An 18,228-nucleotide genomic window follows, 5' to 3' on the forward strand; every position below is an offset into this window, starting at 1 on the left:
TTGATCGGCCGCAGATGCCCGCGCCTCCGACCGCTGGAAGCGTCGGCCGCCCAGGCGGGATCGTCGGCGTCGACCGAGCCATCGGAACCGTGCCGCCGGTGCGAGCCCACGCGCTCCCGCGCCACCAACAACGCGAATGCCAGACCCAACAACAGCGGCATGTGGCTGGCGATCCGGGTGGCCGTGACCTGTCCGTCGAAGGCGTCGACGATCACATAACCAAGCAGCGCAACGGAATACACACCGGTGATGGCCGCCACCCCCGACGCGGAGGCGGGCCAGATGCCGGCGGCGACCATCGCCAGACCCAACGCCAGCAACCACGCCGTGGACTCGTGCATCAGGTGCTCGCCCGACATCGCGCCGTGCATGTGACCCGACACCATGCCGAAATCGACCCCACTGATCTGGGCGGCGGCGATCGCCACCTGGAACAGGCCCACAGCGATCAGGCCCCAGCGTCGGTAGTGCGACCGCAACCAGCGCATCCAACTCTGGTGTCCGGAGGGCTGCTCGCCGATGCTCGCCATGATTTTGTCGACCAGGTCGGGTCCCTCGCCGGGCGCAACCGAGGCGAGCCGACGGGTCTGCGCCGCCGCCCCGATCAGCCAGGAGCGGCAACTGCGGCACGACTCGAGGTGCGCGTCGACCTGCTGCGCGAGCACCTGGGGGCGCTCGCCGTCCAACCGAGCCGACAGCGCCTCACGCGCAACGTCACACCGCATCGCTGCATCGTTGCAGCATGGCCGGTCCGCGCGCAAAGACTCCCGGAATTTGGTGCCCGAACGAAACGGCGGGGAACTAAACGGCCGTGGCAACCGACCTCTGGTCGTCCGCATCGCCAGCCCATCCACGAGATTTCACCGACGAGGTATCCGTGTCCTTCCCTGAAGGCCCCCGACGATGACCGCCCCGATCTGGGCGGCGTCTCCGCCCGAAGTGCACTCGACCTTGCTCAGCAGCGGCCCCGGCCCCGCCCCGATACTGGCCGCCGCGACGGCATGGACGTCGATGAGCACCGACTATGCGAACGCGGCGGCCGAGCTCACCGGGTTGCTGGGCACCGTGCAGGCCGGCGCGTGGGACGGGCCCAGCGCCGAGCAGTACGTGGCCGCCCACGTCCCCTACCAGGCCTGGCTGGTGGAGAGCGCGGCCAAGAGCGCAACCGCGGCGAGCCTGCACGAGACCGCCGCCACCGCCTACACCGCCGCGTTGGCCGCCATGCCGACGATGGGCGAACTCACCGCCAATCACGCCGTCCACGGCGCACTGGTCGCCACGAACTTCTTCGGCATCAACACCATCCCCATAGCGGTCAACGAAGCCGACTACGCGCGCATGTGGGTGCAGGCCGCCACGACGATGACCACCTACCAGGCCGTCAGTGAATCTGCGCTGGCCGCGGTCCCGCCGACCACTCCCGCGCCGACGATCGTCGTCCCGGGCGCCGAGGCGGGCACCGCCGGCGTCGCAGCGATGCAAGCGGCTGCCGTGGCGCCGGCGGCAAATTCCGGCTCCAACCTCAACAATGCCGACACGTCGAGCGCCCAGCAGCAGGCCACCACGCAGACCTACCCGTCCTGGATGGACCAGCTGACCAAGTGGCTGCAGCAGTACACCCAGAATTTCGCGTGGCCGGTGTCCAAGGACCTCAACCCCGGTGGGTGGCCCTTCCCGCCGGTGCCGTGGGTCAACAGTCTCGCCTCATTCTTCGGGCAGCTGGGACTGTCCCCGGCGCTGTCGATCGCGCTCGGCTGGGCCATCTTCCACACCCTGATGATCTTCTGGCCGTTTATTCAGCTGGCGATCCAGATGGCGGTGGTGCTCGCGCCGGTCGTCGTTGCCGCCATCGGGGCGGCCGCGGCCGGTGGGGCGGCGGCCGCGGTCACCGCGATCAGCGTCGGGATCCCGCTCGCGTCTGCCCCGCCCCTGCCGGCCGTCGCGGCGGCGCCCGCACCGGTGGTTGCTCCGGCGCCGACGATTGCCACCGCGCCCGCCAGTGTCAGCCACGTGCCGACACCGTCCACCGCGCCCGCGACGACGGTCGCCGGATCGGCCGGCGGCGGCCCGGCCGGTGGCGGACCGGGGGTCGGCTTCGGCCCGACGGCGACCGACGGAATCGGCGCCGGCCTGTCCAACGCCCTGTATGCGGTAGGGCTGTCGGGACTCTCGGCGCGCGGCAGCGCGAGCAGTCGGTCACGCCGAAAGTCGGAGGAGCCGTCCTCCGACGACCTCGACGCGCCCGCCGCCGCGGCCGCGGCCACCGCGGCCAAAAAGAAGGCCCGGGCCCGACGGCGCCGCGGCGGAACCGCCACCGAACGCGCCTACCGCTACGAATTCATGGACCTGGACTCCGATTTGGATCCGGGCGTCGATGCCGACGATCCGAACGCCGCCAGGCCCTCTGAGGACAGTGCGGGGCGGCTCGGATTCGCCGGTGCCGCAGCCAAATCCGACGCCCCCTGCGCCGCCGGATTGGCGACGCTGACCCGCGACGGGTTGAGCGACGGCCCCAGCGTGCCGATGATGCCGAGCACCTGGGACCGCGACTAGCCAGATGGCTGATAGTGCCGGGGAGTGAAGACCCGGTCGGTGGAATCCGTTGAATACCACTGGGTTTGCGACGAACCGACGATCAGCAGGCAGCGCATGTCGATCTCGGCGGGATTGAGATCGGCCAGCCGGACCACGCGGACGTCTTCGTCGTCGCCCGACACGCTGCGGCCGATCACCACCGGCGTGCCCGGTTCGCGGTGGGCCAGCAGAATGTCGCGCATCGCGCCGACCTGCCAGGTCCGCGTCTTCGACGCGGGGTTGTAGATGGCCAGCACCAGGTCGGCGGCCGCGGCGGCCTGCAGCCTCGCGGAGATCACGTCCCACGGCTTGAGCCGGTCGGACAGCGAGATCACCGCGTAGTCGTGGCCCAATGGGGCGCCGACCCGGCTGGCCACAGCCTGGGCGGCGGTCATCGCGGGAATCACCCGAACCCGCACGCCCGGCCATTGTTTGGCCTCTTCCAGCACGGCGGTCGCCATCGCGAAGACCCCCGGGTCGCCCGACGACACCACCGCCACGGCCCGGCCCTGCTCGGCCAGTGCGCAGGCCAGCCGCGCACGCTCGGGTTCGTCGCGGTTGTCGCTGGGGTGCCGCTGCTGGCCGTCGCGCACCGGCACGCGATCCAGGTAGCCGCCGTAGCCGATCAGGTCGGTCGCCGCGGCGAGCTCCCGCCGGCTCTGCGGTGTCATCCAGTCCATGTCGCCGGGGCCCAGGCCCACCACCGCGACGCTGCCGGCCGCCCGCCTATCGGGGGAGCGTCGGTGCAGCCGGCGGCCGCCCGGCAGCATGGCCAGCGAGAAGTACGGCACGCTGGTCTCGTCGACGTCCGCCGCGGGCAGGATGCGCTGCCCGGCGCTGCTGGCTCGTTCGACGTAAAACGTGTCGTCGAGCTGCCCGGACGCCGAAAGCGCTTCGCGCACAGCGTGATACGAGCGCCCCAACTTCAGGATCACGGCGGCGTCGGCGTCGGCCAGCCGGCGGGTCAGTTCCGCGACGGGCAACGTGCCCGGCAGCACCGACAGCACTTCGTCGCCGGCCACCAACGGCGTCGCGAGGGCCGCCGACGCGGCGCTCACCGACGTCACACCCGGAACGATGACCGCGTTGAATCGCTCGGTCAGCCGGGTGTGCAGATGCATGTACGAGCTGTAGAACAGCGGGTCGCCCTCGGCGAGCAGGGCCACGTTGCGGCCGGCCTCCAGGTGCGCGGCGATCCGTCGGGTGGCCTCGGCATAGAAGTCCTCGAGCGCGCCGGAATAGCCGCCCGGGTGGTCGGTGACCTCGGTCGTCACCGGATACACCAGGTGCTCCTCGATCTGGCCGGGCCGCAGATAGCGTTCGGCGATGCCGCGCGCGATGCTGCGGCCGTGCCGGGCGCTGTGATAGGCGACCACGTCGGCCTCACCGATCACCCGCGCGGCTTTGACGGTCACGAGTTCGGGGTCGCCGGGCCCCAGCCCGACGCCCCACAGTGTCCCCCTATGGGCGCTTCGCGTGGTCCCTTGTGCCGTCATTCGGCGTCGCTTGCGATCGCATTGACGGCGGCGGCGGCCATGGCGCTGCCGCCGCGGCGGCCCTGCACCACCAGATAGGACATGCCGCGCGGGTGGTCGATGAGCTCCTGCTTGGACTGCGCCGACCCGACGAATCCCACCGGCCCGCCCAGCACGCCGGCCGGCGGCGAAAGCCCCTCGTCGATCAGCTCGAGCAGCCGGAACAGGGCCGTCGGTGCGTTGCCGATGGCCAGCACGGCGCCGTCGAGCCGCTCGGCCCACAGCTCGACCCCGGCCGCCGAACGGGTGGTCTGCCGGCGTGCGGCCAGCTCGGCCGCCCGCGGGTCGGCCACCAGCGACACGACCTCGTTGCCCGCGGGCAGCCGGGCAGTGGTGATCCCGGCGGCCACCATCGACGAGTCGCACAACACCGGGGCGCCGCCCCGCAGGGCCGCGCCGACGCGCTCGACGACGTCGTCGGTGAAGGCGACGTGCTCGGCGACGTCGACCTGGCCGCAGGTGTGGATCAACCGGACGACGACCCGGGCTACGTCGGCGGGAAATCGCGCCAGGTCGGCCTCGGCGCGGATGGTCGCGAACGACTGGCGATAGATCTCCGCGGCATCGCGGATGTAGTCGAGCACCCGCTCACCCTAAGGGTTGTCAGGTTCGAAGCGTCCGGTATCCGTCGCCTGTGGCGACCAGCACCTGACCGGCCGGCGGGCTGCCGCACGCGCGTTCGCAGCCCACGAAGTGCCGGTGCAGCGTGACCTCGGCGTCCAGCGCCTGGGCGGCGTCGGCCCGCACGTCGGCGACCGAGTGCGCACACCCGGGACTGCCGGTGCAGGCGCTGACGGTCAGCCAGGGGGAGTTCTCGTCGAACACCAGTCCCAACGGGGCCAGCACGCGCAGCGCGGTGTCCGCGACGGATTCCTCGAGATCGCACACCAGCACCGAGCGCCACGGGGTGATCACCAGCGGCGCCTCGATCGCGGCCAGGTACTCCGCGACCCGCGCGGGCAGCACACCCAGCGGCACCGCGGCGCCCAGCGTCACCCGGCCGTCATCCTGATCGATCCATCCCACGGGCGGCTTGGTGACGACGGGAAAAGGTGTCCCGCCGGGCTCGGCGTCGGGTAGTAGCCGACGAATGTCGTCCAATTCCTGGACGCGCCAAGCGGTTTCGCGGATTTCCACGAAACGCGTCGCGAGAGCGACGAGCGTCTCGATCACCTCGCCGGCGGCCAGCCGGACGCCGGTGTCCCGTCCGGCCAGCAGCAGCGCGCAACCGTCCGGCGGCGCGTGCACGCCGATGTCGGCGCGCAGACCGGACACATCGGCCCGCCCGTCGTCGAGGCTGAACCAGAACCGGCCGCCCAGGTCCGCGAGTCGCGGCGCCGCGCAGATCGCGGCGTCCAGTTCGCCGACCCAGCCCCGCACGTCGACGTCGCCGCCGGCCCGCCCCGACAGCGGTGACGCGACGATGTTGCGGACGCGCTCATGCGTGGTCGACGGCAACAGGCCTGCGGCCGCCAGCGTCTCGGCGACGGCGGTGACGTCGGTCAGTCCGCGCAACTGCACGTTGCCCCGCGCGGTGAGTTCGAGCGTTCCCGACCCTGTCTGCGTGGCGGCGGCGCTCAGCGCCGCCAGCTGGGCGGCCGTGAGCATGCCCCCGGGTAACCGCACCCGGGCCAGGGCGCCGTCGGCGGCCTGGTGCACCTGCAGCGCACCCGGGCAAGCGTCGGTGTCACGCGTCCTGGCCACCCGTCCACGGTACGGCCACCGGCTGAACACGGCGGCCGACATTGGCTTCAGGCAGACGTAAACCCTTACTCACGGCAACGGTCGCGCCCTACCGTCGGCACGGTGAGCATTGCCACCGCGCTCGACGCTGCGCCGAAACAGCCTGGGAGCGTCCACGCCGGCGCGCCCGGTGGGTTATGGGCGCGCCGCAAATGGGAGATCGTGCGCATCGCTTCCCCGCTGGCGTTGCTGGCGCTGTGGCAGCTGGGCAGCGCGATCGGTGTCATCCCGCAGGATGTGCTGCCGGCGCCGTCGCTGATCGTCGAGGCGGGAGTCGAGTTGATCCGCGACGGCCAGCTCGCCGCCGCGCTGCAAGTCTCCTCTGTCCGGGTTGTCGAGGGGTTGGTCCTGGGTGGGGTGATCGGGGTCGGCGCGGGCGCGGCGGTCGGGCTGTCCCGCTGGCTCGAGGCCACGGTTGACCCGCCCATGCAGATGATCCGCGCGTTGCCGCACCTGGGTCTCATCCCGCTGTTCATCCTGTGGTTTGGGATCGGCGAGCTGCCCAAGGTCCTGCTGGTGGCCTTGGGCGTGGTCTTCCCGCTCTACCTGAACACCTTCTCCGCGATCCGCCAGGTCGACCCCAAAATGTTGGAAGCCGCTCAAGTGCTGGGCTTTTCGTTTGCCCAGCGGTTCACCCGGATCATCGTGCCCAGCACCGCGCCGCAGGTGCTCGTCGGTTTCCGGCAGTCGCTGGCGATCGCGTGGCTGACCTTGATCGTCGCCGAGCAGATCAACGCCGACAAGGGAATTGGCTTCCTGATCAACAACGCCCGAGATTTCCTACGCATCGACATCATCATCTTCGGACTGACCATCTATGCGCTGCTGGGCATCATCACCGACGCGATCGTCCGGATCATCGAACGCCGCGCCCTGCGTTACCGACACTGAAAGGTTCAGGCTTTGACACTCATCGCAGAACCCGACGCCATTCGGGTGCGGACCGAGATCGCCGGCGAGCTGCGCCACGTCGACAAGTGGTACGGCACTGCCCATGTGCTCAAAGACGTTTCACTGCGGGTGTGCAGCGGCGAGATCGTCGCGCTGGTCGGGCGCAGCGGCTCGGGCAAATCGACGGTCCTGCGGGTGCTGGCCGGCCTCTCGCCTGACCACAGCGGCGAACGCGTGGTGGCCGGCGCCCCGGCGCTGGCCTTCCAGGAGCCGCGGCTGCTCCCGTGGCGCGACGTGCGCACCAATGTCGGATACGGCCTCACCCGCAGCCGGCTGCCAAGGCCGCAGGTGCGACAACGCGCCGAGCGTGCGCTGGCCGACGTCGGGTTGACCGACCACGCCGGGTCCTGGCCGCTGACCCTGTCCGGCGGTCAGGCGCAACGAGTTTCACTCGCGCGGGCGTTGGTCGCCGAGCCGCGGTTGCTGCTGCTCGACGAACCCTTCGGGGCGCTGGACGCGTTGACCCGGTTGACGATGCACGCCTTGCTGCTGGATCTGTGGCGCCGGCACGGATTCGGGGTGTTGCTGATCACCCATGACGTCGACGAGGCGGTGGCGTTGGCCGACCGCGTGCTGGTGCTCGAGGAGGGCCGCATCATTCACACGCTGACGATCGACGAGCCGCGGCGCACACCCGGTCATCCCGGCGCCCATACCGAGCGGCATCGCGCCGAGCTGCTGGATCGACTTGGCGTGCAATCGTCAACCTAGAAACCGGCCGATCTTCGCGGCGTCGAGTTGACCTCCACCGCAAGGGCATCGCCTGACCCGCCGTTTGGGATCACGGTCCCCGGGGCACACTCGTGGCCGTGGACACGGTGGAATACGCCCCCGGACGCCTCGCCGACGTCTTCGGCGACTCCCGACGACCCACCGTCCTGCTGTGGCACGGCATGCAGACCGACGCCCGCGCGGCCTTCAGACCCCTGGCCGGCATGCTCAGCGAGCGCGGTGCGGCCGTGGTGGCGCCGGACTGGAATTCCCACGCCGACGACGGCGGCCGGGCGGATCTGCTGGGTTCGCTCGATTTCACCCGCGACTTCGCGGGCCCGGGCAACGGCATCGTGCTCGTCGGGTGGTCCATGGGTGGTTGCGCCGCAGCGGGTCTGACGCTCAACGCGGAGCGGTTCGACGTCACCCTCGTCCACACCGTGTGCCTGGCCGGCGCGTTCATGGTGCCCGACCCGCTCTCCGGTCAGGTGCCGACCGACGCACTGTCGGCCGGCCGCGCGGGCACGCCGTTCAAGCTGCTGCACGGGTTGGCGGACGACGCGGTCCCCGCCAGTACCAGCAGGGAGTTCGCCGCCGGCCTGAAAGGGGTGGGCTGGCCGGTCGAGTTGGTGGAGCTCGACGCCGATCATGGTTCCATCGCCGGCGCCGACTACGACCCGGTGGCGGATCGCTACGAGCCCGGCACGAGCGAGAAGGCGCTGCGGGTCGCCGGGGAGGTCGCCACGCGGATTGCGGCCCTGATCGGTCACTGACCGACGCGAATCACCCTCCGGCGAGGCTCAGACCCGGCGCGGGACGCTACCCGGCTCGATGCCACCAGCACTGTGCCGCAAGAGTTTTGCGGGGTTGGGAGAAAGCGCGAGTAAAGTGACTTCGGTGGCCGCGGCTTCGTCGAATGACCGGATGATCGCCGGGGTCGCCGCTGCGTCCGTCGCGCTCGGTGTCACCCAACTGGCCAGCATCCCCTTCGGTGCGCGGGCCGATGCCCGCGCCGCCGTGGGTTCCGCGGTCGTCGATCTGACACCGGGCCCCGTCAAAGAGTGGGCCATCCAAACGCTCGGTCCGCTGGACAAACCCTTCCTGGCCGTCGTCGTGCTCGTGGTGATCGCGACGATCGCGGCGATCGCCGGGACCCTCGAGACGCGGCGCCGCCCGTTCGGCAGCGCAGTGATCGCCGCGGCGGGCGTCCTTGGCTGCATCGCCGTGCTGTCGCGACCAGGCGGGACGGCACTCGACACGCTCCCCACCATCGTCGGCGCCGCGTGCGGCGTAGGGGTGCTGCGGGTGCTCACCCGACGGTTCTCGCCTGAGCCGGACGGCGACGCAGACGACCAGCAGCAGGCAGATCCAAGCCGGCGCAGGTTGGTCATGTACGGGTTGCTCGGACTGGGCGTCGTCAGTGGGGTAGTGGGGGCGTTCGGTACCCGGCTGGCGCATTCGGTGGAGGCCGACCGTAAGACGTTCGCCCTACCCCGGCCACGATCCCCGGCGCGTCCGATACCCGCCGCGGTGCAGCCGAAAGGCGTTGCGCTGCCGAGCTTTATCACTTCAAGTGCTGACTTCTACCGGGTCGACACCGCGCTGAGCGTTCCCCAGCTCAGCCGCGGCGACTGGCGCCTGCGTATCCACGGGATGGTGGACCGCGAGATCACCTTGAGCTTCGACGACCTCACCCGATTCGACATCGTCGAGACGGTGACCACGTTGACATGTGTATCCAATCCCGTTGGCGGAGATCTCATTTCAACGGGCATCTGGACCGGCTACCGGCTGGCGGACCTGCTGGCGGCGGCCGGTGTGCACCGCGATGCCGACATGGTGCTCTCCACCTCGATCGAGGGATTCACCGTCGGCACCCCCGTGCAGGCGGTCACGGACGGCCGCGACGCGTTGCTGGCGGTCGGCCTCAACGGTCAACCGCTGCCGGCCGAGCACGGCTACCCGGCCCGCATGGTGGTGCCGGGACTCTATGGCTACGTGTCGGCCACCAAGTGGGTGGTGGATGTGGAGCTGACCCGGTTCGACCGGGCCAAGGCCTACTGGACGCGGCAGGGCTGGGCGGCGCAGGCGCCCATCAAGACGGAGTCGCGGATCGACGTGCCCAGGGGCGGCCAGACGGTGCCGGTGGGGCCGGTGGTGTTCGGCGGCGTTGCGTGGGCACAAAATCGTGGCGTGCGAGCGGTCGAAGTCCGCATCGGCGACGGCGGTTGGCAACCGGCCGAACTGGGCGCGAGTTATTCCAATGAGACATGGCGGTTGTGGAGCTTCCCGTGGCAGGCGAAAAGCCCCGGGCGAGAAACCATCACCGTGCGCGCCATCGACAACACCGGTGCCGTCCAGACCGAAGAGCGCGCCAATCCCGTCCCCGACGGCGCCACCGGCTGGCACACGGTGAACTTCGCCGTCGTGCCGGCGTAGCAACCTATTTCGACGAGAGCTTCCGCCAACTGATCACCGCCATCGCTATCCCGACGAGCGCGGTGATCGGCCCGATGACCGACCAGGTGGTGGTGTTGCTCATCGGGCTGCCGCCAAGCACCCCGAACCCTTGCAATGCCCAGATCACACCGAACAACGCGATGATCAGCCCGACCGCGAAAGTGACGACGAATCCTCTGCTCATAGAGGGACCCTACGTGCCGATTCGGCCGTCCGAAGCCGCTGCGGTACGAATGACGGGTGGCTGAACCGAGCATCCTGCTGCTGTCGACGTCCGATACGGACCTGATCAGCGCCCGCTCCAGCGGGAAAAACTACCGGTGGGCCAACCCGTCGCGGCTGTCGGAGGACGAACTGCCCGACCTGCTGGCCGACGTCGCCATCGTGGTGGTGCGGATCCTTGGCGGCTACCGGGCCTGGCAGAGCGGGATCGACACGGTGATCGCCAGCGGCGTGCCCACGGTGCTGGTCAGCGGCGAGCAGGCCGCCGACGCCGAGCTGACCGGCCTGTCGACGCTGGCGGCCGGCATCGCGGTCCAGGCGCACATCTACCTGGCCCACGGTGGCGTCGACAACCTGCGCCAGCTGCACGCCTTCCTCTCGGACACCGTGCTGATGACCGGGTTCGGATTCACCCCGCCGGTCGTCACGCCGACTTGGGGCGAGCTGGCGCGGCCGGATGCGAGGGATATCGAGGGCCCGACGATCGCCGTCCTGTATTACCGCGCTCAACATTTGGCCGGCAACACCGGCTACGTCGAGTCGTTGTGCGAGGCCATCGAGGACGCCGGCGCGCGGCCGATGCCCGTCTACTGCGCATCGCTGCGCACCGCCGAACCCGAACTGCTGCAACGGCTGAGCGCCGCCGACGCCATGGTCGTGACCGTCCTCGCCGCGGGTGGACTCAAACCGGCCACGGCGTCCGCCGGGGGCGATGACGACAGCTGGAACGTCGAACATCTCGCCGCCCTGGATATTCCGATACTGCAGGGATTGTGCCTGACCAGCCGGCGCGCCCAGTGGTGCGAAAACGACGACGGCCTGAGCCCGCTCGACGTGGCCAGCCAGGTGGCCGTGCCTGAGTTCGACGGTCGCATCATCACGGTGCCGTTCTCCTTCAAGGAGATTGACGAAGACGGCCTGATCTCCTACGTCGCCGACGCCGAGCGTTGCGCCCGGGTCGCCGGGCTGGCGGTGCGGCACGCGCAGCTGCGCCACGTCGCCCCGTCCGACAAGCGGGTCGCGCTGGTGTTCTCGGCCTATCCCACCAAGCACGCCCGAATCGGCAACGCGGTGGGGCTGGACACGCCCGCGAGCGCCGTCGCGCTGCTGCAGGCGATGCGCGATCGCGGGTACCAGGTCGGCGACCTGCCCGGCGTCGAGGCGAACGACGGCGACGCCCTGATCCACGCGCTGATCGAACGGGGCGGCCAGGATCCCGACTGGCTCACCGAGGGGCAATTGGCCGGCAACCCGATCCGGGTGTCCGCCAAGGATTATCGCTCGTGGTTCGCGACCTTACCCGCCGAATTCACCGACGCCGTCGAGGCGCATTGGGGACCGCCGCCCGGGGAGCTCTTCGTCGATCGCAGTAACGACCCCGAAGGTGAAATCGTCGTCGCCGCAATCCAATCGGACAACCTGGTGCTGATGGTGCAGCCGCCCCGCGGCTTCGGCGAGAATCCGGTCGCCATCTACCACGACCCGGACCTGCCGCCCAGCCACCACTATCTCGCCGCCTACCGCTGGCTGGACACCGGATTCGGGGCGCACGCGGTGGTGCATCTGGGTAAACACGGCAACCTGGAATGGCTGCCGGGCAAGACGCTGGGCATGTCGGCGGCCTGCGCACCCGACGCCGCGCTGGGCAGCCTGCCGCTGATCTACCCCTTCCTGGTGAACGACCCCGGCGAGGGCACGCAGGCCAAGCGGCGCGCGCACGCGGTGCTCGTCGACCATCTCATCCCGCCGATGGCTCGCGCCGAAACCTACGGCGACATCGCGCGTTTGGAGCAGCTGCTCGACGAGCACGCCAACGTCGCCGCACTGGATCCCGGCAAGCTGCCCGCCATCCGCCAGCAGATCTGGACCCTCATCCGGGCCGCGAAGATGGACCACGATCTCGGGCTCACCGAGCGTCCCGCCGAGGACTCGTTCGACGACATGCTGCTGCACGTCGACGGCTGGCTGTGCGAGATCAAGGATGTCCAGATCCGCGACGGCCTGCACATCCTGGGGCAAAAGCCAACGGGGGAGGCCGAACTGGACCTCGTGCTGGCGATCCTGCGCGCGCGCCAGCTCTTCGGCGGCGAGCACGCCATCCCCGGCCTGCGGCAGGCGCTGGGCCTGGCCGAGGACGGCACCGACGAACGCACCAGCGTGGACGCGGCCGAGGCCGCGGCGCGGGCGTTGGTCGCCGCGCTGCAGGCCTCGGGCTGGGATCCCGATGCGGCCGAACGGCTCAGCGACAACGCCGACGTGGCACGTGTGCTCCGGTTCGCCGCCACCGAAGTGGTGCCCCGGCTGGGCGGCAGCTCCGCCGAGATCGAGCAGGTGCTGCGTGCCCTGGACGGACGATTCATCCCGGCCGGCCCCTCGGGGTCCCCGCTGCGTGGCCTGGTCAACGTGCTGCCCACCGGGCGCAACTTCTACTCCGTCGACCCCAAGGCGGTGCCGTCCCGGCTGGCGTGGGAAGCCGGTGTGGCACTGGCGGATTCGCTGCTCGCCCGCTACCGCGACGACCACGGCCGCTGGCCGCAGTCGGTGGGGCTGTCGGTGTGGGGGACCTCGGCGATGCGCACCGCCGGCGACGACATCGCCGAAGTGCTTGCGCTGCTGGGCGTTCGGCCCGTGTGGGATGACGCGTCGCGCCGTGTCGTCGACCTCGCCCCGATACCCCTGGCCGAGCTCGGGCGCCCGCGCATCGACGTGACGGTGCGGATCTCCGGCTTCTTCCGCGACGCCTTCCCGCATGTGGTGACGATGCTCGACGACGCGGTGCGGCTGGTCGCGGACCTCGACGAACCCGCCGAGGACAACTTTGTGCGGGCCCACGCCCAGGCCGACCTGGCTCAGCACGGCGATCAACGCCGATCGACCACCAGGATTTTCGGTTCCAAGCCGGGCACCTACGGCGCCGGGCTGCTGCAGCTCATCGACAGCCGCAACTGGCGTGACGACGCCGACCTCGCCGCGGTCTACACCGCCTGGGGCGGGTTCGCCTACGGGCGCGACCTGGACGGCCGCGAGGCGGTCGACGACATGAACCGGCAATATCGGCGTATTGCGGTGGCCGCCAAGAACACCGACACCCGGGAACATGACATCGCCGACTCCGACGACTACTTCCAGTACCACGGCGGCATGGTGGCGACGGTGCGGGCGCTGACCGGCCAAGCGCCGGCGGCCTACATCGGCGACAACACCCGGCCCGACGCGATCCGCACCCGCACCCTGTCGGAGGAAACCACGCGCGTGTTCCGGGCCCGGGTGGTGAATCCGCGTTGGATGGCGGCGATGCGCCGGCACGGTTACAAGGGCGCGTTCGAGATGGCGGCGACCGTGGACTACCTGTTCGGCTATGACGCGACGGCTCACGTGATGGCCGACTGGATGTACGAACAGCTCACCGAGCGTTACGTTTTGGACCCGGAGAACCGGAAATTCATGGCGGAGTCGAATCCCTGGGCGCTGCACGGCATGGCCGAGCGGTTGCTGGAGGCGGCGGGGCGCGGCATGTGGGCGCAGCCGCAACCGGAAACCCTCGACGGGCTGCGCCGGGCGCTACTGGAAACCGAGGGCGATCTCGAAGGCTAGTTCCCTGGCGAGCAGACGCGGAATCGCATTGCGCCAGTTCCTTCCGTGCGACTCTATGTCTGCTCGCGCGGGGCGCGCCGAGTCAGATGAAATCCGATCCGCCGTCCACGTTGACCGTCGCCCCGGTGACATAGCCATTTCGCCGCGATGCGAGGTACGCGGTGATGGACGCGACCTCTTCGGGAAGGCCGGCACGGCCGAGATCACAGGGCTGGTGAAAGTTCTTGTCGATCCAGGTCATGACGTCGACCGGATCGGTGGCATCGAGCCCATCGGCGGCGAGGATGCCTTTGAGGTTTTCGCTGAAGCTGGCGGTCACGATGGTCCCCGGACACACACAGTTGACCAGAATGCCTTCCCTGGCAAGGCTTTTCGACAGATTCTTGGTGATACTGGCCAACGCCGCCTTCGATGCCGTGTAGGCGACGATCCGCGGGTTCTGGCGCTGAATCGAGTGCGCCGAGAACGTCACCACGCGGGCCCAGTCCGAGGCGCGCAGCAGCGGCAGCGAGGCGCGGATTGATCGCACCGCCGACATCGTGCCGAGGCTGAACGCCTCGTCCCACTGGGTGTCGTCCATCTGCTCGAAATAGCCGTCGCCGGGCCCGATTGTGTGGATCAGGCTGTTGAGGTGCCCCCAACGGTCGGCGACGGCGGCGAAACCCGCGGCGATGGAGGCGGGATCGGTCATATCCACGCTGATCCCCACGGCGTCCGAGGCGCCGGCCTGGTGCAGCGACGCCACGGCGGCATCGAGCGCACCCCGGCTCCTGGCCATCACCGCCACCCTGGCCCCCTCGGCCGCAAGGGTTTCGGCGATGGCCAGTCCCATACCTTTGCTGCCGCCGGTGACCACGGCCGTCGATCCCGCAAGACCCAGGTCCATCGCTAGTCCCTTTCCATCACGTCGAACACACTTGTTCGATCGCTTCGTTCGCGGCGCCGAGCCCGCGCAGGCAGAACCGTTGAATGCCCCGGCGCAGGTCGTCGCGAGCGCCGGCGGCCTTCGTCCAGTGCCGGTCGATTCCCGCCCACACCACCCCATGGACGAACTGGGCGTCCGCCACCGGATCGACCCCGTGGAAGACGCCGTCGTGTAGGCCGCGCCGAATTGCGTCGCGCAGCGGCGCAAGCATCTCCGCATATGCGGGCTGAACCACGCCGGGAGACGTGAAGATCTGCGTTTGAGCCTCTAACGACAGGCGCCGCAGATCCTTCTTGAGGCGCTCATCGAATGCTAAGTCGAGTCTAGCGTCGATCCATGCCGCGACTGCCTCGATTTCAGTTGCAGCACCGGACATTCGACGTTTGAGCCGCCGCTTTTCGGTGTGCGCACTCTCCAGGAAGACCGCGGCAACCAGTTCGTCCTTGGAACCGAAATGCCGATAGAACGCCCGCGTGCTCAACGCGGCCCGTTTCAGGACGGCGGCGATGCTGAGTCCTTCGACTCCATGCTCGCGCAGCGTTGTCGACGCCGCAGCCAGGATCTGGCGGCGAACCGTCGGATCAGGACCCAACTTCTCGCGTCGCCGCGTGCGGGGAGCGCTCACCGGGTCACGCCGTCGCGTCATAGGAGGCGAGATAGTCCGCAAACCGTGCACGGACACCGTCGGGTGTCAGGCCGTAGTCGGCCAGGTCGTAGTCATGTGCGCCACGTGAGCCGGGTCGGCGATCCGCGGCCCAACGCTCGACGGAAGAACGGGTGCCATCGGTGAAGGTCAAACCAAGGGCGTCGTAGCTGGTTCGCAGCGTGCCTACCGGATCGGACTGCAGATCGGCAAACGAGACATCGGCGAAACGGTCATCGCCCACCCGGCCGCGGAAGTCCATGGCGCGCCGCACGCCTTCTGCCCAGCTGTCGACTTGCTCGGCGCCAAGTTCTTCGTCATCGGTGCGGTCGCTACTCCAGCTGCGCACATACCGGATCAGGCTGCAGACCGAGCCCATCACCTTGGCCGGATCGCGATGGCTCCAAAGGAATTTCGCATTCGGATACGCCTCGACTAGGGCGTCGAGGGCGAACATGTGCACTGGAGTCTTGAGGTGCCACAGCACCGGCGGGCAATGCCACTGCAGGAGCTTGAGCACCCGCCGATGGAATAGATAGGTCCCGCGCATGTCACAGTCCATCAGCCACGCGAGATACCCGGGTGCGCGAACCGCCCCGTCAAAGTGGAAGGTGCGAAAGCTCATTCCCATGAGGTCTTGGCATTCGGTCGGGGCCGTGGGCTCGGAGTTGTACAGCGTCTTCATCAACGGGAACATGTTGTCGAGCATCTTGAGACCGGCTTCGGCCTGCGCGATCCGGGGATCGCTGTGCTGGGTCGCGGCCTCCGGCGGCGGGACGGGTGCTTGGGATTCCCACATCCGAAGCGACCGGAATTGGGGATCGGCGGCCACCAATTGGCTCAGGGCTGTGGTGCCGGTGCGGGGCAACCCGATGACGAAGACGGGGCCACCGACCACCTGATCGTCGATCTCGGGGTGTTGCCGGTAGGTGTCCTCAACCTTGAGGCGCTGGATCAAGGCGTTGCTGACAGTGGCGTGCTGGATGACCCGGCCGATCTCGTTGAGGTCGGCCTCGGTGTTCAGCGCTTCAACGATGCGCTCGAGTCCGTCGCGGTAGTAGGGCGAGCCGAAGTCCTCGAGACCCGTTGCGGCACGGGCCCCGTCCTCCAATTCGTCGGCGTCGAACATCATGTGCCGAACCTTTCGTGCACGGCCCGGGCACGTGCCGCGAGCGTCACTTTCCGCTGTTCTCGGCTGACCCTTTCGGTATCCGAAGGCAATTCCGCGTCAAGATCGGCGAAGGGCACGAGTCGCGTCGTCGGTGTCGGTGCCGTCTTGGTTCGCACGCAACGAAGGATGATCGGGCCGTTGCTGTGACCGGCGGTGTCGAGCCAATTCGCCACGCCGGGATCGCGTTCACACAGCACCACGCGCACCAAACCATCGGAATCCACCACCGCCTGATGGGCATTCAGGCTCGACTGGTGGCGCCCGTAGTGAATCGTCTCCCACCACGGGTTTCCGATGGAAAAGCTCCAGTAAACGCCTTCTGGCGGTTCGACTTCCACGATGAGCGCCTGGTGCGGACGCAGCTCCCACCGCCCGATCACCGGCCTGTTCTCCGCCGCCCCGATATCCGTGCGGTCGATGGGGGGCAAAAAACCGTTGGCCGGTGCGGCGGCACCAAATTGCAGAAAGAACGTCAGGTTGTCGCGAACGAAGTCACCGAGGGCTTCCAGCTGCCTCGACAGCGCCACGCCGGGTTCGACCGGACGTTTTGTCGCCGCCATCGTGTCACCGAGCCGCTCGATGCGCAGCGACGATGCCACCTCGGCATCCCAGTCGTAGAAAAAGTGCCGCACGGTCAGCGTGGGATGTTCGCCTTCGATAGGCATCCAATTGCCTGCTCGCCCCGTCGGTTCGGAGGCCGAGAGCACCACCTCGAAGTTGCCGCGGGCATCAATCTCGAGCTCGTCAACCAGCTCGTTCGCTGTTGCCGCGATCCCATTCATTGTCTGTAGCCCGACGTAGCGTGCGGTGCCGCGATTGCCGAACAATCGATAACTCTCCCCGCCGCGAAGCACGGCGCGGGTGTAGATGCAGTCCGGACACTCCATTCCCCAGGTCACGACGTCATCTGTGCTGGTGCGTTGAACGCGCAGCGTCGGATCCGGATCGAACCGCAACACTTCGTCTATGCCCGCGGTGAGCAGTACCAACAGATGCCGGATTCCGGCGGCAAGGTCGATCTGATGGTGATTCGCCGGGTCGGATTCCACGATTTGGGCTGCTTCACGTAGCCGAGTGAGGAGATGCGACCACGCCAGAGCTAGATCGGCGCAATCGGATTCGGCCGACAACGCCGCCTCGCCGATGGAGAACGGCAGCCACGTCAGCGGCTTGTTGGGATCGCTCACGATTGCCCGTTTCTGTCGGTGCCATAACCTTAAATGAAAATAGCGTTTTCGTTTAAGTGTGGTTATGACTATCGCAGCGCAGCGGCGACGATGTCAACGCTGAGTCTCAACAGCGGTAGGTTGGCACCGTGACACCGACCTTCGCCGATCTCACCAAGGCGCAATACATCCTGTTGACCACCTTCACCAAGGACGGCAGGCCCAAGCCGACGCCGATCTGGGCCGCCCCGGATCAAGACCGGCTCCTGGTCATCACCCAGGAAACGTCGTGGAAGGTCAAGCGGATCCGCAACACCCCTCGCGTCACGCTGGCCACCTGCACGATGAACGGCCGACCGACCAGCGAGGCCGTCGAGGGGACAGCCGTCATCCTCGACAAGTCGCACACGGGCGCGGTCTACGAGGCGATTGGCAAGCGCTACGGCATCGTGGGCAAAGTGTTCAACCTCTTCAGCAAGCTGCGCGGCGGCATGGAAAACAACGTGGGGCTCGAGCTGAAAGTGGCTTGAACA

15 protein-coding genes and 1 pseudogene are annotated in these 18,228 nt (G+C 68.6%); 7 read left to right on the forward strand and 9 right to left on the reverse strand.

Features of this window, described 5'->3' with window-relative positions; genetic code table 11:
• Window positions 1-47: 47 nt before the first annotated feature.
• Window positions 48-839 (reverse strand): annotated as a pseudogene (locus AC0KS4_RS09590) (DUF2275 domain-containing protein); the annotation flags it as partial.
• Window positions 840-903: 64 nt separating this feature from the next.
• On the opposite strand from AC0KS4_RS09590, the gene AC0KS4_RS09595 reads away from it, so the two are divergent.
• Window positions 904-2,553, forward strand: coding sequence for a PPE family protein (locus AC0KS4_RS09595; protein ID WP_238957942.1), 1,650 nt, complete (start codon window positions 904-906; stop codon window positions 2,551-2,553).
• On the opposite strand, the gene AC0KS4_RS09600 is transcribed toward AC0KS4_RS09595, so the two are convergent.
• The 3 genes from AC0KS4_RS09600 to cobG are packed head-to-tail and all read right to left on the reverse strand — an operon-like array spanning window position 2,550 to window position 5,813.
• A complete protein-coding gene (locus tag AC0KS4_RS09600) occupies window positions 2,550-4,070 on the reverse strand; it encodes a precorrin-2 C(20)-methyltransferase (RefSeq protein ID WP_238957943.1) in 1,521 nt (506 codons plus the stop codon). The genes AC0KS4_RS09595 and AC0KS4_RS09600 overlap by 4 nt on opposite strands.
• Window positions 4,067-4,693, reverse strand: a complete 627-nt coding sequence (locus tag AC0KS4_RS09605) for a precorrin-8X methylmutase (protein WP_238957944.1) — start codon at window positions 4,691-4,693, stop codon at window positions 4,067-4,069. The genes AC0KS4_RS09600 and AC0KS4_RS09605 overlap by 4 nt, the downstream gene beginning before the upstream one ends.
• A 19-nt stretch (window positions 4,694-4,712) precedes the next feature.
• Window positions 4,713-5,813: a precorrin-3B synthase gene (cobG, locus tag AC0KS4_RS09610; protein WP_238957945.1), complete on the reverse strand. Its 1,101-nt coding sequence runs from the start codon at window positions 5,811-5,813 to the stop codon at window positions 4,713-4,715.
• Window positions 5,814-5,915: 102 nt separating this feature from the next.
• Here cobG and AC0KS4_RS09615 point away from each other — a divergent pair, with 102 nt between their 5' ends.
• The 4 genes from AC0KS4_RS09615 (at window position 5,916) to AC0KS4_RS09630 (ending at window position 9,953) form a co-directional block, all read left to right on the forward strand.
• The gene (locus tag AC0KS4_RS09615) at window positions 5,916-6,743 is read left to right on the forward strand and encodes an ABC transporter permease (protein ID WP_238957946.1); all 828 of its coding nucleotides are present in this window, start codon (window positions 5,916-5,918) and stop codon (window positions 6,741-6,743) included.
• Between the two features lie 12 nt (window positions 6,744-6,755).
• Entirely contained in the window at window positions 6,756-7,514 is a 759-nt protein-coding gene (locus tag AC0KS4_RS09620; RefSeq protein ID WP_238957947.1) for an ABC transporter ATP-binding protein, read from the forward strand.
• Window positions 7,515-7,612: 98 nt separating this feature from the next.
• Window positions 7,613-8,287, forward strand: coding sequence for an alpha/beta hydrolase family protein (locus AC0KS4_RS09625; protein ID WP_238957948.1), 675 nt, complete (start codon window positions 7,613-7,615; stop codon window positions 8,285-8,287).
• 151 nt (window positions 8,288-8,438) lie between these two features.
• Window positions 8,439-9,953 carry a molybdopterin-dependent oxidoreductase gene (locus AC0KS4_RS09630; protein ID WP_238958048.1) on the forward strand — a complete coding sequence of 505 codons (1,515 nt, stop codon included), beginning with the start codon at window positions 8,439-8,441 and terminating at the stop codon, window positions 9,951-9,953.
• Between the two features lie 4 nt (window positions 9,954-9,957).
• Here AC0KS4_RS09630 and AC0KS4_RS09635 read toward each other — a convergent pair whose 3' ends face one another.
• Window positions 9,958-10,158, reverse strand: a complete 201-nt coding sequence (locus tag AC0KS4_RS09635) for a hypothetical protein (RefSeq protein WP_238957949.1) — start codon at window positions 10,156-10,158, stop codon at window positions 9,958-9,960.
• Between the two features lie 56 nt (window positions 10,159-10,214).
• On the opposite strand from AC0KS4_RS09635, the gene cobN reads away from it, so the two are divergent.
• Entirely contained in the window at window positions 10,215-13,790 is a 3,576-nt protein-coding gene (gene cobN, locus AC0KS4_RS09640) for a cobaltochelatase subunit CobN (protein ID WP_238957950.1), read from the forward strand.
• 82 nt (window positions 13,791-13,872) lie between these two features.
• On the opposite strand, the gene AC0KS4_RS09645 is transcribed toward cobN, so the two are convergent.
• From AC0KS4_RS09645 to AC0KS4_RS09660, 4 genes are read right to left on the reverse strand one after another with little or no spacing between them, the layout of a single operon-like run.
• Window positions 13,873-14,676 carry an SDR family NAD(P)-dependent oxidoreductase gene (locus AC0KS4_RS09645; RefSeq protein ID WP_238957951.1) on the reverse strand — a complete coding sequence of 268 codons (804 nt, stop codon included), beginning with the start codon at window positions 14,674-14,676 and terminating at the stop codon, window positions 13,873-13,875.
• 16 nt (window positions 14,677-14,692) lie between these two features.
• Window positions 14,693-15,340: a TetR/AcrR family transcriptional regulator gene (locus AC0KS4_RS09650; RefSeq protein WP_238957952.1), complete on the reverse strand. Its 648-nt coding sequence runs from the start codon at window positions 15,338-15,340 to the stop codon at window positions 14,693-14,695.
• Between the two features lie 4 nt (window positions 15,341-15,344).
• Window positions 15,345-16,490 (reverse strand): sulfotransferase family protein, encoded by a 1,146-nt coding sequence (locus AC0KS4_RS09655; RefSeq protein WP_238957953.1) that lies wholly within the window; start codon window positions 16,488-16,490, stop codon window positions 15,345-15,347.
• Window positions 16,487-17,716, reverse strand: a complete 1,230-nt coding sequence (locus AC0KS4_RS09660) for a DUF1214 domain-containing protein (RefSeq protein ID WP_238957954.1) — start codon at window positions 17,714-17,716, stop codon at window positions 16,487-16,489. Before AC0KS4_RS09660 ends, AC0KS4_RS09655 begins: the two co-directional genes overlap by 4 nt.
• A gap of 128 nt (window positions 17,717-17,844) precedes the next feature.
• On the opposite strand from AC0KS4_RS09660, the gene AC0KS4_RS09665 reads away from it, so the two are divergent.
• Window positions 17,845-18,225, forward strand: a complete 381-nt coding sequence (locus tag AC0KS4_RS09665; protein WP_238957955.1) for a PPOX class F420-dependent oxidoreductase — start codon at window positions 17,845-17,847, stop codon at window positions 18,223-18,225.
• Window positions 18,226-18,228: the final 3 nt, after the last annotated feature.

The organism is Mycobacterium sp. NTMscope_MAC_12 (assembly GCF_976985675.1).